Raw genomic sequence first — 12,849 nt, forward strand, 5'->3', positions numbered from 1 at the left:
ACCTGCGAGTCCGCGCCTGGTTGTTGCCAACCAAAGCGGTCCGTTACCGACGATTTTGATAATTGCCGGTCGCGGCACTTCGATTCCGGCTACCCTCCGCTCAGGTGGGTGGGCTCCAGGAGGAACAGTGGGCGCTGCAAGATTTGTCGGACGAGTCGGCGGTCTGGCCGTAGCCCTGGGAGTCGGTGTCGCCGTCTTCACCGGCAATGGGGTGGCCTGGGCCGACGGCGGTGCGTCCTCGGACTCCGGGACCGGGGGAGGCGCCCGGCAGCATACGAGCCAGGCGTCGGACACCAAGGCAGGGCCGCGGGCCTCGACTCGCGGGTCGAAGAAGTCGCACGCGTCTTCCACCGGTGGACTGACGAGCAGAGGTGGCCCGCACAGCAGCACCTCCACGGGCGCCGGTGATTCCACTTCGCCGAAGCAGACCGACACCGGCAACGCTGACTCGGCGACGACCGACACGTCCGAGCCGTCGAGCGACCCGGCTCCCGCCACCCCGGCTGCAGCCGTATCCGGCATCCTGACCGCCGCCGCCACCAACCTGTTGGACCCGTCGGCCGGCGGCAACAGCCCAAGTGCACCGGCCGATTCCCCGCTGTCCTGGGCGGTCCTGGCGGTCACCCGCCGGCAGGCGCTGTCCGCGGCCAGCGTCTCCCCGACGGCCGCGCAGACCACCACGTCGGCCAGCCAGACCACCCCTACCGCCTCGCTAAGCAGCGGGCTGCCGGTCAACGCCAACCTGTTCTTGGCCGACGGAATCATCACCGGTGACCCGGGCGCGGGCCTTCCGGCCGGCGCCTATACGTACACGGTGGTCAACGCGCCCAGCGCCGGCGGCAAGATCACTTTCCTCACGACCCCCACCCCTGGCAGCTTCACCTACCTGCCGGACGTGTCCGTCCTCTCGTCCGGAACGGAGACGTTCGGCATCCGCGTCTCGCAGGTCAGTCAGCTCGACCAGTTCGTCACCGGCATCCCGATCCTCGGCCTTGTCGTGTCACCGGTGATCGACACACTGCACCAGGTGCCGATCCTCAGCGATCTGCTGGCGCCGCTCATCGGCGTCTCGACGGTCGCGGCGTACACCGCTGATCCGTCGGCGTTGAACACCTTGGGCGCACCGCTGGCCTACACCGCCATGATCACGTCGTTCGACGGGACGTCGATCAGCACCAACTTCTTCCCCGCGACCGGAGTGCCTTTGGGCACCGCCGCACCCACCATCCTCAATGGGCCCGGCCTGGCCTCCCCGGGCGCGACGAACCCCTTCGCCGAGTGGACCTCGGCCGGTGCCAGCAACCTGGTGGTCGGCATCAAGCCGCTGCGCGACGCCGGCTACGACGTCATCACCTGGGACCCGCGCGGTGAGTTCGCGTCCGGCGGCGTGCTGCAGCTGGACAGCCCCGCGTTCGAGGGTCAGGACGTCAAGTCCATCATCAGCTGGGCGGCGGGTCTGAACACCGCCGGCGTCGACAACCCGTACGTCAGCAACATCGCGCTGAACTCCCCGGGTGATCCCAAGATCGGTATGGTCGGCGGTTCGTACGGCGGCGGCATCCAGTTGGCTTCCGCAGGCATCGACCCCCGCATCGACGCCATCGTGCCGGGCATCGCGTGGAACTCACTGACCGCCTCGCTGTACCCGGACAGCGCGTTCAAGACGTCCTACGCGTCGTTGCTGTTGCTGTCGCTGGTGACCACAGGCGCCCGGATCAACAACCAGCTCTACCTCGGCATCGCCACGGGTGACCTGCTCGGCTGGCTGAGCCAGACCGCGCTGGCGGCGCTGGGCAACGCCGGCCCGGACTACGTCCTGGCCAACGTCAAGGCGGCGACCCTGTTCATCCAGGGCACCGTCGACGTGCTGTTCCCGCTTAACGCGGCCATTGCGAACTCCCAGCAGCTGACCGGCCTGCCACCCAATCAGGTGAAGATGATCTGGTACTGCGGCGGTCACGGTGTCTGCCTGAACCCGCAGACCCCGCTTCAGAGCGACGTCATCAAGCAGGACACGATGGCGTGGCTGGATCAGTACGTCAACGGTGGTCCGGTCAACGGCATCCCGAAGTTCCAGTGGGTCGACCAGAACGGCAACTTCTACTACTCGGGCAAGCTGCCGTCGGACGCGACGTTCAACAGCGGAGCGATCACCGGCACCGCGGCCGGCGGTTTGCTCGGCATCGTTCCGCTCGTCGGCGGTTCGGGTCCCTCGCCCAAGGCGTCGCTGCCCTACTCGCTGGGCTTGGGCGCACCGGCGAGCAATGCGATCAACGTTCCGATCGCCGCACCGGGAACTACCGAGTACATCGCCGGTGCTCCGACGGTGACGTTCGACTACCAGGGCCTGGGCACCGGCCGATTCGTCTACGCCCAGGTGGTCGACAACAACACGGGCCGAGTGGTCGGCAATATCGTCACACCCATCCCAGTCACTCTCGACGGCCGGAGCCACCAAATCACCGTGCCGGTTCCGCTGAACGACATTGCCTACACCTACGCGCCGACCGATTCGCTGACGCTGCAGATCACCAGTTCGGCGACGGCATTCGAGAACTTCACCGCGTTCGGCGTGGTGAACATCTCCGACGTCAACGTGTCGATCCCGACGATCGACCCGGGCAACGTGACACCTGAGACGACGCCGATTACCTGAGCGACGATGCCGCATACGGCGCGCCCTGACTAACCAGTCCGGAGCCGATGTACTTAGCGCGGCTCAGCCACGCCGGGAGCCAAGGTTATCAGTGGGCAAATTCGCGTACGGCAACTGCGGATCTGAAGACGTTGCGGGCGGACATGATTCGACTACCATCGGTGTTGTCGTCATAGTGCGTGATGGGTCGGGACGCTCGAGTTTGCAGGGGATAGCACGATGAAACTGACGAGAATCGCAGCAACAGCGGCACTTTCGGGAGCACTGGCCCTCGGTGGCCTGGGGCTCGGAACCGGCATCGCCTACGCCGATCCGGGGCACGGCCACGGACACGGCGACGGGGGCTGGGACGACGACGACGACCATGGTGACTGGCGCGGCCCTTACTACGGCCCGGCCTACTACGGTCCGCCGTCGGCGTGCGTCAACGCGACCGGCCCGTTCGGCTACGTCAGCGGAAGCCTCTGCCTCTAGACCTTCCGGCCCAGCGGCGTGCCGCCGCGCGCGTTCGGAAGCGGCAGGTCGTTGTAGGTCGCGATACCCGGAGCGGCCGCGACGACGGCCGGGATGGCTGTTCAGTCGTCGAGGGCGACGCCGCCGCGGTTGCGCCGGCGCAGGCGATGGCTGGTCTTGCCGGTCGGTCGCTTGTTGCGAAGACCGCTGGCTTCGGTCTCGGGCTCGTCGGCGTCTGCGGAAACTTCCGCTGGCTCTTCGGTGGTCTCCGCCTCGGCGGCCTCGGCATCGTCGTCAGCCGTCGTCTCCTCGGCCTCGCCCCTCTTGCCACGCTTCTTCCCCTTCGCCGGCTTCGGCGGTTGTTCGGCGACGAACGCCAGATAGAACGCCAACGCCCCGAGGATCACCAGGGCTGCGGCCGCGCCGTGGACGGCGAAGAGCCAGGGGCCCGCGGAGTCCAAGCTGACCCAGATCTCCGTGACCGCCGTCGCCACGATGAGGGCGCCGGCGGTGACGTGCAGGATCACCGACCACAGCCGCAGCCGCAATGCCAGCTCCGGCGTCGCCAACCCGGGCCTTCGGGTGCGAATCAAGGTGAGCAGCACCGGCAGTGCGGCCAGGGCGAGCGCCACACCGGTGACGATGCGCAGCGCGGTGCCGAGAGTGTGGGAGACATCTCCCATCAGCTCCCACCATCGCGGCAGGACGAACAGGAAATACAGGACGCCCCCGACCAGGCATACCGATAGGTGCACTGCCGTCGCGGTGAAGCGACCCATACCTCTCCTGATGCTCGGAATCCGAGATGCGATCAGGGCGTTTTGTTGACCCCTGATCGCACCCCGGATCAGGTGCGGAGGATGCGGGATTTGAACCCGCGAGGGCTATTAACCCAACCCGCGTTCCAGGCGAGCGCCATAGGCCACTAGGCGAATCCTCCGTCGGCAATGGTAGCCGACTGGGGAAGTCCTCGATCCCGGCTGCCTGACAGGCTTCCTCGGGGCTGGTATTACACTCGCTGTGGACCCCGCGCGGCGTCTATCCTGTGAACTCCCCCAGGGCCGGAAGGCAGCAAGGGTCAATGGGCTCTGGCGGGTGCGCGGGGTCCCCTTCTTGAAAGGCGCATGGTGTCGTTCCAGTCCCTGGGCCCCGGCGAACTGCGAGCCCAACACGAATTGCAGCGGCAGAACTACGCCGTCCTGCTGGCCAAGAAGCTCGCCCTGGACCTGACCCGCGGCAAGCCGTGCAGTGAGCAGCTGGACCTGTCCAACGCCCTGCTGAGCCTGCCCGGTGGTGACGACTACCGTGACGACGAGGGCACCGACACCCGCAACTACGGGGGCCTGCACGGGCTGCCGGGACTGCGCGCGGTCTTCGGTGAGCTGCTCGGCATTCCGGTGCCCAACCTGATCGCCGGCAACAACGCCAGCCTCGAGCTGATGCACGACACGGTGGTGTTCTCGCTGCTGCACGGCGGGGTGGACTCGCCACGGCCGTGGAGCAAGGAGCCGGTGGTGAAGTTCCTGTGCCCCTCGCCGGGATACGACCGCCACTTCGCGATCACCGAGACCTACGGCATCGAGATGATCAGCGTCCCGATGCTCGAGGACGGCCCCGACGTCGACCTCATCGAGGAGCTCGTCGCCGCCGATCCGGCGATCAAGGGAATGTGGTGCGTACCGGTGTTCTCCAACCCGACTGGAACGACCTACTCGTGGGAGTCGGTGCGCCGGCTGGTCCAAATGCCAACGGCGGCACGGGATTTCCGGCTGTTCTGGGACAACGCCTACGCCGTGCACACGCTGACGCCGGACTTCCCGCGCCAGGTCGACATCCTGGGACTGGCCGACAAGGCCGGGCACCCGAGCCGGCCGTACGTGTTCGCGTCGACCTCCAAGATCACCTTCGCCGGTGCCGGGGTGAGCTTCTTCGGCGGTTCGCTGGGCAACATCGCGTGGTACCTGCAGCACGCGGGCAAGAAGTCCATAGGGCCCGACAAGATCAACCAGCTGCGGCACCTGAGGTTCTTCAAGGACGCCGACGGCGTGCGGTTGCAGATGCGGCGTCACCAGCAGCTGCTGGCGCCCAAGTTCGCGCTGGCGTTGGAGATCCTCGACAAGCGGCTGTCCGACTCCAAGGTCGCGTCCTGGACCGAGCCCAAGGGCGGCTACTTCATTAGCCTCGACGTGCTACCCGGGACCGCCAGGCGCACGGTCGCCCTGGCCAAGGACGCCGGCATCGCGGTCACCGAGGCCGGAGCGTCGTTCCCTTATCGAAACGACCCGGACGACAAGAACATTCGCATCGCTCCGACGTTCCCGCCCACCTCTGACCTGGCCGAAGCCATCGACGGCCTGGCCACCTGCGCGCTGCTGGCGGCCACCGAGTCGCTGCTGGCTGTGGGCACTGTCAGAGACGGTCGGTAGCCTTCTCACGTGGCGCTCTACCGCAAGTACCGACCGGCGACATTCGCCGAGGTGGTGGGCCAGGAACACGTCACCGAACCGCTGTCGACGGCGCTGTCGGCCGGGCGCATCAACCACGCCTACCTGTTCTCCGGGCCCCGCGGCTGCGGAAAGACCTCCTCGGCGCGCATCCTGGCCCGCTCGCTCAACTGCGAGCAGGGGCCCACGCCGACGCCGTGCGGGGTGTGCGACTCGTGTGTGGCACTGGCGCCCAACGGTCCGGGCTCGGTCGACGTCGTCGAACTCGACGCCGCCAGCCACGGCGGTGTGGACGACACCCGCGAACTGCGCGACCGCGCGTTCTACGCGCCGGCCCAGTCGCGCTTCCGCATCTTCATCGTCGACGAAGCGCACATGGTCACCACCGCGGGCTTCAACGCGCTGCTCAAGATCGTCGAGGAGCCGCCCGAGCACCTGATCTTCGTGTTCGCCACCACCGAGCCGGAGAAGGTGCTGCCGACCATCCGGTCGCGCACCCACCACTACCCCTTCCGGCTGCTGGCCCCGCGCACCATGCGCTCGCTGATCGAGCGGATTCTGGCCGCCGAGGACGTCGAGATCGACGACGCCGTCTTCCCACTGGTGATCCGGGCCGGCGGCGGTTCACCCCGCGACACGTTGAGCGTGCTCGATCAGCTGCTCGCCGGTGTGCAGGACAACCGGGTGCACTACCGGCGGGCGCTGGCGCTGCTGGGCGCCACCGATGTCGCCTTGATCGACGACGCGGTCGACGCACTGGCCGCCGGTGACGCGGCGGCGCTGTTCGGCGCGGTCGAGTCGGTGATCGACGCCGGCCACGACCCACGGCGGTTCGCCACCGACATCCTGGAGCGCTTCCGGGATTTGATTGTCCTGCAAGCAGTTCCGGACGCCGCGAGCCGCGGCGTGGTCGACGCGCCCGACGACGTACTGGAGCGGATGCGCGACCAGGCGGCCCGCGTGGGCCCCGCGACGCTGGCCCGCTACGCCGAGGTGGTGCACGCCGGCCTCGGCGAGATGCGCGGCGCGACGGCGCCGCGGCTGCTGCTCGAGGTGGTCTGCGCCCGGTTGCTGCTGCCCTCGGCCAGCGACACCGAGTCGGCGCTGCTGCAGCGCATCGAGCGCATCGAGACCAGGCTGGACATCTCGATCCCGGCCGGCGAGGCGGCGATGGCCGGCGAGGCCGCGGCCCCGGCCCGGCAGTACGTGCGCAAGACGCAGGCGCTGCAGCCGGCTCCCGAGCCCGTCGCCCGGCCGGAGCCGGTGGCCAGGCCTGAGCCCGTCGCCAAACCCGAGCCCGTCAAGCCTGAACCGGCCCCGGCTGCCACGCCTGCCGAGCCGGCCCCCGCCCCCGCGGCCTCGGGCGAGCCCGGTGCCACCGCGGTGCGCAGCATGTGGTCGACGGTGCGGGAGAAGGTCCGTCAGCGCAGCCGCACCACCGAGGTGATGCTCGCCGGAGCCATTGTGCGGGCGGTGGAGGGCGACACCCTGGTGCTCGCCCACGAGTCGGCCCCGCTGGCCAAGCGGCTGTCCGAACAGCGCAACGCCGACGTCATCCGCGACGCCCTCAAGGACGCCCTGGGGGTGGACTGGCGGGTGCGTTGCGAGGCCGGTGTCGGTCAGCTCGTCGCCGAAGCCGAACCGCTGCCGCCGGAGCCCGCGCCCGATCCCGTCGAGGCGCAGCGGGCCGAGGAAGACAGCATGATCGCCCAGGTCGGCCATGACGACGAGGCCGCGCCGCGGCGCGACCCCGAAGAGGTCGCACTCGAACTGCTGCAAAACGAGCTGGGCGCCCGCCGCATCGACAGCTGACCGCTAGGCCGTCCACCACGGGCGCAGCGGAAGCCCGCCGTCGCCGCCCTTGCTGTCGAGCTTGACCGCCAGAACCTGGTGCAGCTGAACGACGTTGGTCTCGAAGCCCAGCCGCGAGCCGGCCATGTAGAGCCCCCACACCTTGGCCGTCGGCAGGCCGACCTCCGCGACCGCCTCGTCCCAGTGCTCGACGAGGTTGCGGCACCAGTCCCGCAGCGTCAGCGCGTAGTGATGGCGCAGGTTCTCCTCGTGCACCACTTCGAGGCCGATGTTCTGCACCGTGGTGATGATGCGACCCGAACCGGTGAGCTCGCCGTCGGGGAACACGTAGCGGTCGATGAACCCGCCCGCGCTGGGCCCGGTGCGGTTGTCCGGCCGGGTGATGCAGTGGTTGAGCAACAGTCCGCCGGTGCGCAGCTTGGACTTCAGGAACCCGAAGTACGCCGGGTAGTTGGCCACGCCGATGTGCTCGGTGAGCCCGATCGAAGACACCGCGTCGAAGCCGGACTCGCGCACATCGCGATAGTCCATATGCCGCACCTCGGCAAGGTCGGCCAGGCCCTGCTCGGCAAGCGCATTCTGCGCCCACATCGCCTGCTCGCGCGACAGGGTCACACCGATCGCCTTGACACCCTGCCGCGCGGCGTAGCAGACCATCCCGCCCCAGCCGCAGCCGACGTCGAGCAGGCGATCGCCGGCCTTGAGGTTGAGCTTCTCGAAGACCAGGCGGTACTTGTTGTCCTGGGCCTCCTCGAGCGTCGCCTCGGCATTCGGGTAGCAGGCGCAGGTGTAGGTCATCGACGGGCCGAGCACCCATTCGTAGAACCTGTTCGACACGTCGTAGTGGTGGTGGATGGCCTCGGCGTCGCGCTTCTTGCTGTGCCGCAAGCCCTCTGCGATCCGGCGCCAGCGCGGCAGTGCTTCCTGCGGGGGCGGCGCGATCGGCTTGAGGCGCTCGATGCCGATCGAGCGGACGATGTCGACGAGGACCCGGGCCGGCGGTCGCTTGAAGTCCAACGACTGGCCGAGCGCCCTGAGCAGTTCGTACGGGTCGCCGGGATGTACACCCTGGATCTCGAGGTCGCCAGAGACGTAGGCCCGCGCCAGGCCCAGATCTCCCGGCGCGGTGGCCAGGTAGGTGGTGCCGCGCGGAGTGAGCAGGTCCAAGCCCAGCTCGGCGTCCTCGGGTCCGGCGGTGCTGCCGTCGTAGGCGCTGAACTTCAGCGGCAGGCCGTCACCGGCGGTGAAGATCTCGAGAATCTCGGCCAGGCTGAGCTTTCCCGGCGCCTGGAGCGGGTTGTCGCGGAACGTTGTCATCGTCGTTGCACTGCCTTTGCGTAGAGGTCGAGCAGTCGCGAATCGGGGTCGTATGTTTTCTTCACGGTCTTGTAGGTTTCGCCGCCATAGAGTTCGTCAAACTCCTCGCGGCCATAAAACGCGTCCGAATACAGCGACTTGTGGCCGTCGAGGGCGCTGACCTTGGCCTCGATCAGGCGATTGGTGTAGCCGTCGGTGGGTCCGGCCGGCACCGACGACCAGAAGCCGACGTTGACGTAGGTGTGCCCGGCCCGCAACGGGTACAGCGCCCAGCCTCCGTCGTCACGCAGCCGCAGCGGGCACAGCCAGATCGGCTCAATCGGGACGTTGTCCAGGAACCACGAGATGAACTCTTCGGTCCGCTCGATGGGCACCTCGACGTCCTGCACCACCCGTTCCTGCGGTGGACGCCCATGCCGGGCCTCGATGCGGTCGGCGATGTGGAACCTCTGGTCGTAGGCGATGAGCTTCCAGTAGAAGCTGCTGCGCCGGTAGCGCCGCGGCCACAGGCGGCGCAGCTTCGGGTTCTGCGCGCCGAACGCCCGTGAGCACCAGAACCAGTCGGTGTCCCAGCGCCACAGGTAATCGTGGATCGTCAGGCGGTCCTCCTTCGCGCCATGGGCGTGCTGAATCGACCGGTAGTAGATGTCCTGGCCGGTGTAGTCGCTGACCGGCCCGGGTGTGGGAGTCTGCAGGCCCAGGCACAGGTAGCTCTCCTCGGCGCTGAATACCACGCCGTCGAGGTAGTCCACCCGCTGCCCGTCGTAGCCGCCGGTGTCGATGATGCGGTCCATCTCGGCGATCAGGTCGGCCAGCGTGTGGAACCTGATGTGCTTGAGCGAGACGAACGGCTTGACAGTCTCCAGCTCGATTCGCAGACGCACCGAATAGCCAAGCGTCCCATAGGAATTCGGGAACGCACGAAACAAATCGGGGTGTTTGTCGCGGCTGGCGGTGACCACCTCGCCGGTGCCGGTCAGGATGTCCATCTCCAGCACCGACTCGTGCGGCAGGCCGTTGCGGAACGACGCCGACTCGATCCCCAACCCGGTCACCGCCCCGCCGAGGGTGATGGTCTTGAGTTGGGGGACGACCAGCGGGGACAGCCCGTACGGCAGGGTTGCGGCGACCAGGTCCTCGTAGGTGCACATCCCGGCGACGTCGGCGGTCTTGGCGTCGGGATCGACCGAGATGACGTCGGTCAGTCCGGAGGTGTCCAGGCCGGGCGCGTCGCGCTTGGCCCGCGCACGGAACAGGTTGGACGTCGGTTTGGCCAGACGTACCGAGGCGTTCGGGGGTATGGCGCGATAGCTGGCCAGGAGCCGGTCCACGCCTTCGGCGTGAACTGTGAGTGCTGCGTCAACAGTCACACGACTACGCTAGTCGCCAGCCACAGCCGATGCGACCGCACGGCTGTCTGATCACATCGACATGTCACTGTGACTAGAGGAGTTCTGTCTGATGGGACAGGTCAGCGCGGCCAGCACGATTTTGATCGACGCCGATCCCGCGACCGTGCTCAATGCGATCGCCGACTACCAGAGTGTGCGTCCCAAGATCTTGTCGCCGCGGTACAGCGAGTACCAGGTGCTGCAGGGCGGCCAGGGCCAAGGCACCGTGGCCAAGTGGAAGCTGCAGGCCACCGAGTCACGGGTGCGGGAGGTGCAGGCCAACGTCGACGTAGCCGGCCACACCGTCATCGAAAAGGACGCCAACTCCTCGATGGTGATCAACTGGACCGTCGCGCCCGCGGGTGAGGCGGGCTCCAGCGTCACCGTCAAGACCACCTGGAACGGCGCCGCCGGGGTCAAGGGCTTCTTCGAGAAGACGTTCGCGCCGCTGGGTCTGCGCCGGATTCAGGACGAGGTGCTGGCCAACCTCAAAAAAGAGGTCGAGGCGCCTTAGCTGGTCCTGGCGGGCTGGGTCGCCAGGAACGCGGCGATCCCTCTGACCACGGCCTCCGCGTACTTCTGTCGGCCCTCGGGGCTTTCCATCAGTGCCGAGTCGGCCGGGTTCTTCATGTTGCCGAGCTCGACGAGCACGGCCGGGTATTGCGCCAGGTTCAGCCCGGCGAGGTCGGCGCGGCCGTAGAGACCGTCGGACCCGATGTAGTTGGCGGCCGGCAGGCCGGAGGCCAGCAGCTGCTCGCGCATGGTGCGGGCCAGCCGGACCGATGGCCCGGCCTGAGCCTGGTTCAGCGGCGGGCTGGAGTAGTTGACGTGGAAGCCCCGCCCGGTGGCCGGGCCGCCGTCGGCGTGAATCGAGACGATGGCGTTGGGCTGCAGCGAGTTGGCCATCGCCGCGCGCTCGTCGACGCAGGCCGCCACCTGGTCGTCGTTTCCGCGCGACATGGCGGTGCGGACCCCGAGCTGCGTCAACGCCTGGCGGATCAGCAGGACGGTGTCCCAGTTGAAGGTGTGCTCGGTGAAGCCGTCCTCGGTGCTGGTGCCGCTGGTCTGGCAGTCCTTCGTGCCACCGCGGCCGGTCGGGACCTGCTTGGTCATCGAGGCGTCGTTGGCGCCGTTGTGGCCGGGGTCGAGGAAGACGATCATCCCGGCGATGTTCGACGGCGCGGCGTGGGCGATGGGCGTGGACAGCGTCGACGCAGCGAGCAACAGGCCAGTGCATGCTGCGGCCACGACACGCGAGCGTACGGACATAAGCACGCGCGTCACCGTAACTCTTCGGCGTCTAGGCTTGAAGTCGCTGAGCGCCCGAATCCCCAGGCGAAACCAAGCCGAGATCAAGACGCAAGGAGACTGTCATGCAGCCCGGAGAAGTGCCTGACCTGGAGGCCTTGCGTGAACGCGCCGAACAGGTGCGCGATCAGCTGATGCCGGGTCTGCAGGCTGCGCTTCAGCAGGCACAGGATCTGCAGCAGAAACTGATGGAAGCTCAGGAGAAGCTGGCGGCCTCGGAGGTCCACGGGCAGGCCGGTGGCGGCCTGGTCCAGGTGACGATGAAGGGCAGCGGGCAGGTTGTCGGGGTGCGCATCGACCGCAAGGTCGTCGACCCGAGTGACATCGACACGCTTCAGGACCTGATCGTCGGCGCGCTTGGGGACGCCTCGCGACAGTTCGCCATCCTGGCGCAGACCCACCTGGGCCCGCTGGCCGGCCAGGCGCCGCCCGGAATCCCGGGGGTTCCGGGCAATCCCGGTGTCGGTGGCGGCGGTGGCGGCGCGCACCGCAAACCGGAGGACTGAGCCTCCCCCATGTTCGAAGGCCCCGTCCAGGACCTGATCGACGAGCTCGGCAAGCTGCCGGGTATCGGGCCAAAGAGTGCACAGCGGATCGCGTTCCACCTGCTGTCGGTGGAACCGCCGGACATCGACCGGCTGACCGCGGTGCTCTCGCGGGTTCGCGACGGGGTGCAGTTCTGCGAGGTGTGCGGCAACGTCTCCGACGCCGAGCGCTGCCGAATCTGCAGCGATGCCCGCCGCGACGGGACCCAGGTGTGTGTGGTCGAGGAGCCCAAGGACGTGCAGGCCGTCGAACGCACGCGGGAGTTTCGCGGGCGGTACCACGTGCTGGGCGGCGCGCTGGACCCGTTGTCCGGCATCGGACCCGACCAGCTTCGAATCCGCCAGCTGCTCAACAGGATTGGTGAACGCGTCGACGGCGTGGACATCGCCGAGGTGATCATCGCGACCGACCCCAACACCGAGGGTGAAGCCACCGCAACGTATTTGGTGCGGATGCTGCGCGACATCCCGGGGCTGACCATCTCACGGATCGCGTCGGGTCTGCCGATGGGCGGGGACCTCGAGTTCGCCGACGAGCTGACGCTGGGCCGCGCGCTGTCCGGCCGCCGGCAAATGGTCTAGCCCCTTGGGCTGCAGATGTTTACGCCAGGGCCCGCGGTGCCGGCAGGCGGTTGAGGATGGCGGCGGCTACGACGAAGACGGTCGCTTCGCGAATGTAGATGGCAGAGCCGAGGCCGAAGTAGTGGATCGGCGTGTACCAAGCTAGAGCATCCAAGATGTCGGGTGTTGCAGTCACTTTCGCCGTGAACCAGCGTAGCGGTCACCCAGCCGTTCTCGCTGCGCGGGTGCCGCTGCGCGATGGCCACCCGGGGGGGGGGCAGCTCCAGGCGGCAGGCGGATAAGCTCAATGTAGTGACGAACCTGTCGATACGCTGACCGCAGTTCCCGAGCCACCCCGGAGG

At 67.9% G+C, this 12,849-nt stretch carries 12 protein-coding genes, 1 tRNA gene and 1 other RNA gene; 8 read left to right on the forward strand and 6 right to left on the reverse strand.

The features are described 5' to 3' along the window. The first annotated feature begins 127 nt into the window (after positions 1 to 127). Together K9U37_RS20155 and K9U37_RS05020 are read left to right on the forward strand one after the other, a co-directional pair. Positions 128 to 2,656 carry a CocE/NonD family hydrolase gene (locus K9U37_RS20155; protein ID WP_243070772.1) on the forward strand — a complete coding sequence of 843 codons (2,529 nt, stop codon included), beginning with the start codon at positions 128 to 130 and terminating at the stop codon, positions 2,654 to 2,656. Between the two features lie 219 nt (positions 2,657 to 2,875). Continuing rightward, positions 2,876 to 3,130 (forward strand): hypothetical protein, encoded by a 255-nt coding sequence (locus tag K9U37_RS05020; protein ID WP_243070773.1) that lies wholly within the window; start codon positions 2,876 to 2,878, stop codon positions 3,128 to 3,130. 101 nt (positions 3,131 to 3,231) lie between these two features. Here the strand turns inward: K9U37_RS05020 and lucA are convergent, their stop codons facing one another. Both lucA and K9U37_RS05030 read right to left on the reverse strand, forming a co-directional pair. Next, entirely contained in the window at positions 3,232 to 3,888 is a 657-nt protein-coding gene (gene lucA, locus K9U37_RS05025) for a lipid uptake coordinator LucA (RefSeq protein WP_243070774.1), read from the reverse strand. Positions 3,889 to 3,963: 75 nt separating this feature from the next. Next, positions 3,964 to 4,049, reverse strand: a tRNA-Ser gene (locus K9U37_RS05030). A gap of 79 nt (positions 4,050 to 4,128) precedes the next feature. Between K9U37_RS05030 and ffs the strand changes: the two genes are divergently transcribed. From ffs to K9U37_RS05045, 3 genes are all read left to right on the forward strand, one after another. Further along, positions 4,129 to 4,223: signal recognition particle sRNA small type (gene ffs, locus K9U37_RS05035), an RNA gene on the forward strand. Positions 4,224 to 4,233: 10 nt separating this feature from the next. After that, positions 4,234 to 5,535: an aspartate aminotransferase type Ic gene (locus K9U37_RS05040; RefSeq protein WP_243070775.1), complete on the forward strand. Its 1,302-nt coding sequence runs from the start codon at positions 4,234 to 4,236 to the stop codon at positions 5,533 to 5,535. Between the two features lie 9 nt (positions 5,536 to 5,544). Then, a complete protein-coding gene (locus K9U37_RS05045) occupies positions 5,545 to 7,365 on the forward strand; it encodes a DNA polymerase III subunits gamma/tau (protein WP_243070776.1) in 1,821 nt (606 codons plus the stop codon). 3 nt (positions 7,366 to 7,368) lie between these two features. On the opposite strand, the gene K9U37_RS05050 is transcribed toward K9U37_RS05045, so the two are convergent. Both K9U37_RS05050 and K9U37_RS05055 read right to left on the reverse strand, forming a co-directional pair. Beyond that, positions 7,369 to 8,682 (reverse strand): class I SAM-dependent methyltransferase, encoded by a 1,314-nt coding sequence (locus K9U37_RS05050; protein ID WP_243070777.1) that lies wholly within the window; start codon positions 8,680 to 8,682, stop codon positions 7,369 to 7,371. After that, positions 8,679 to 10,052, reverse strand: a complete 1,374-nt coding sequence (locus K9U37_RS05055) for an FAD-binding oxidoreductase (RefSeq protein WP_243070778.1) — start codon at positions 10,050 to 10,052, stop codon at positions 8,679 to 8,681. The genes K9U37_RS05050 and K9U37_RS05055 overlap by 4 nt, the downstream gene beginning before the upstream one ends. 91 nt (positions 10,053 to 10,143) lie before the next feature. Between K9U37_RS05055 and K9U37_RS05060 the strand changes: the two genes are divergently transcribed. Then, positions 10,144 to 10,587 (forward strand): SRPBCC family protein, encoded by a 444-nt coding sequence (locus K9U37_RS05060; RefSeq protein ID WP_243070779.1) that lies wholly within the window; start codon positions 10,144 to 10,146, stop codon positions 10,585 to 10,587. On the opposite strand, the gene K9U37_RS05065 is transcribed toward K9U37_RS05060, so the two are convergent. Beyond that, complete coding sequence (locus K9U37_RS05065) at positions 10,584 to 11,342, reverse strand: Rv3717 family N-acetylmuramoyl-L-alanine amidase (RefSeq protein WP_243073233.1); 759 nt, start codon at positions 11,340 to 11,342, stop codon at positions 10,584 to 10,586. The genes K9U37_RS05060 and K9U37_RS05065 overlap by 4 nt on opposite strands. A 104-nt stretch (positions 11,343 to 11,446) precedes the next feature. Between K9U37_RS05065 and K9U37_RS05070 the strand changes: the two genes are divergently transcribed. Continuing rightward, positions 11,447 to 11,887, forward strand: a complete 441-nt coding sequence (locus K9U37_RS05070; protein ID WP_243070780.1) for a YbaB/EbfC family nucleoid-associated protein — start codon at positions 11,447 to 11,449, stop codon at positions 11,885 to 11,887. A 9-nt stretch (positions 11,888 to 11,896) separates the two neighbouring features. Continuing rightward, complete coding sequence (recR, locus tag K9U37_RS05075; protein ID WP_243070781.1) at positions 11,897 to 12,508, forward strand: recombination mediator RecR; 612 nt, start codon at positions 11,897 to 11,899, stop codon at positions 12,506 to 12,508. 19 nt (positions 12,509 to 12,527) lie between these two features. On the opposite strand, the gene K9U37_RS05080 is transcribed toward recR, so the two are convergent. Beyond that, positions 12,528 to 12,683, reverse strand: coding sequence for a hypothetical protein (locus K9U37_RS05080; protein WP_243070782.1), 156 nt, complete (start codon positions 12,681 to 12,683; stop codon positions 12,528 to 12,530). Positions 12,684 to 12,849 lie beyond the last annotated feature (166 nt).

It is taken from the genome of Candidatus Mycolicibacterium alkanivorans (genome assembly GCF_022760805.1).
Taxonomy (GTDB): domain Bacteria; phylum Actinomycetota; class Actinomycetes; order Mycobacteriales; family Mycobacteriaceae; genus Mycobacterium; species Mycobacterium alkanivorans.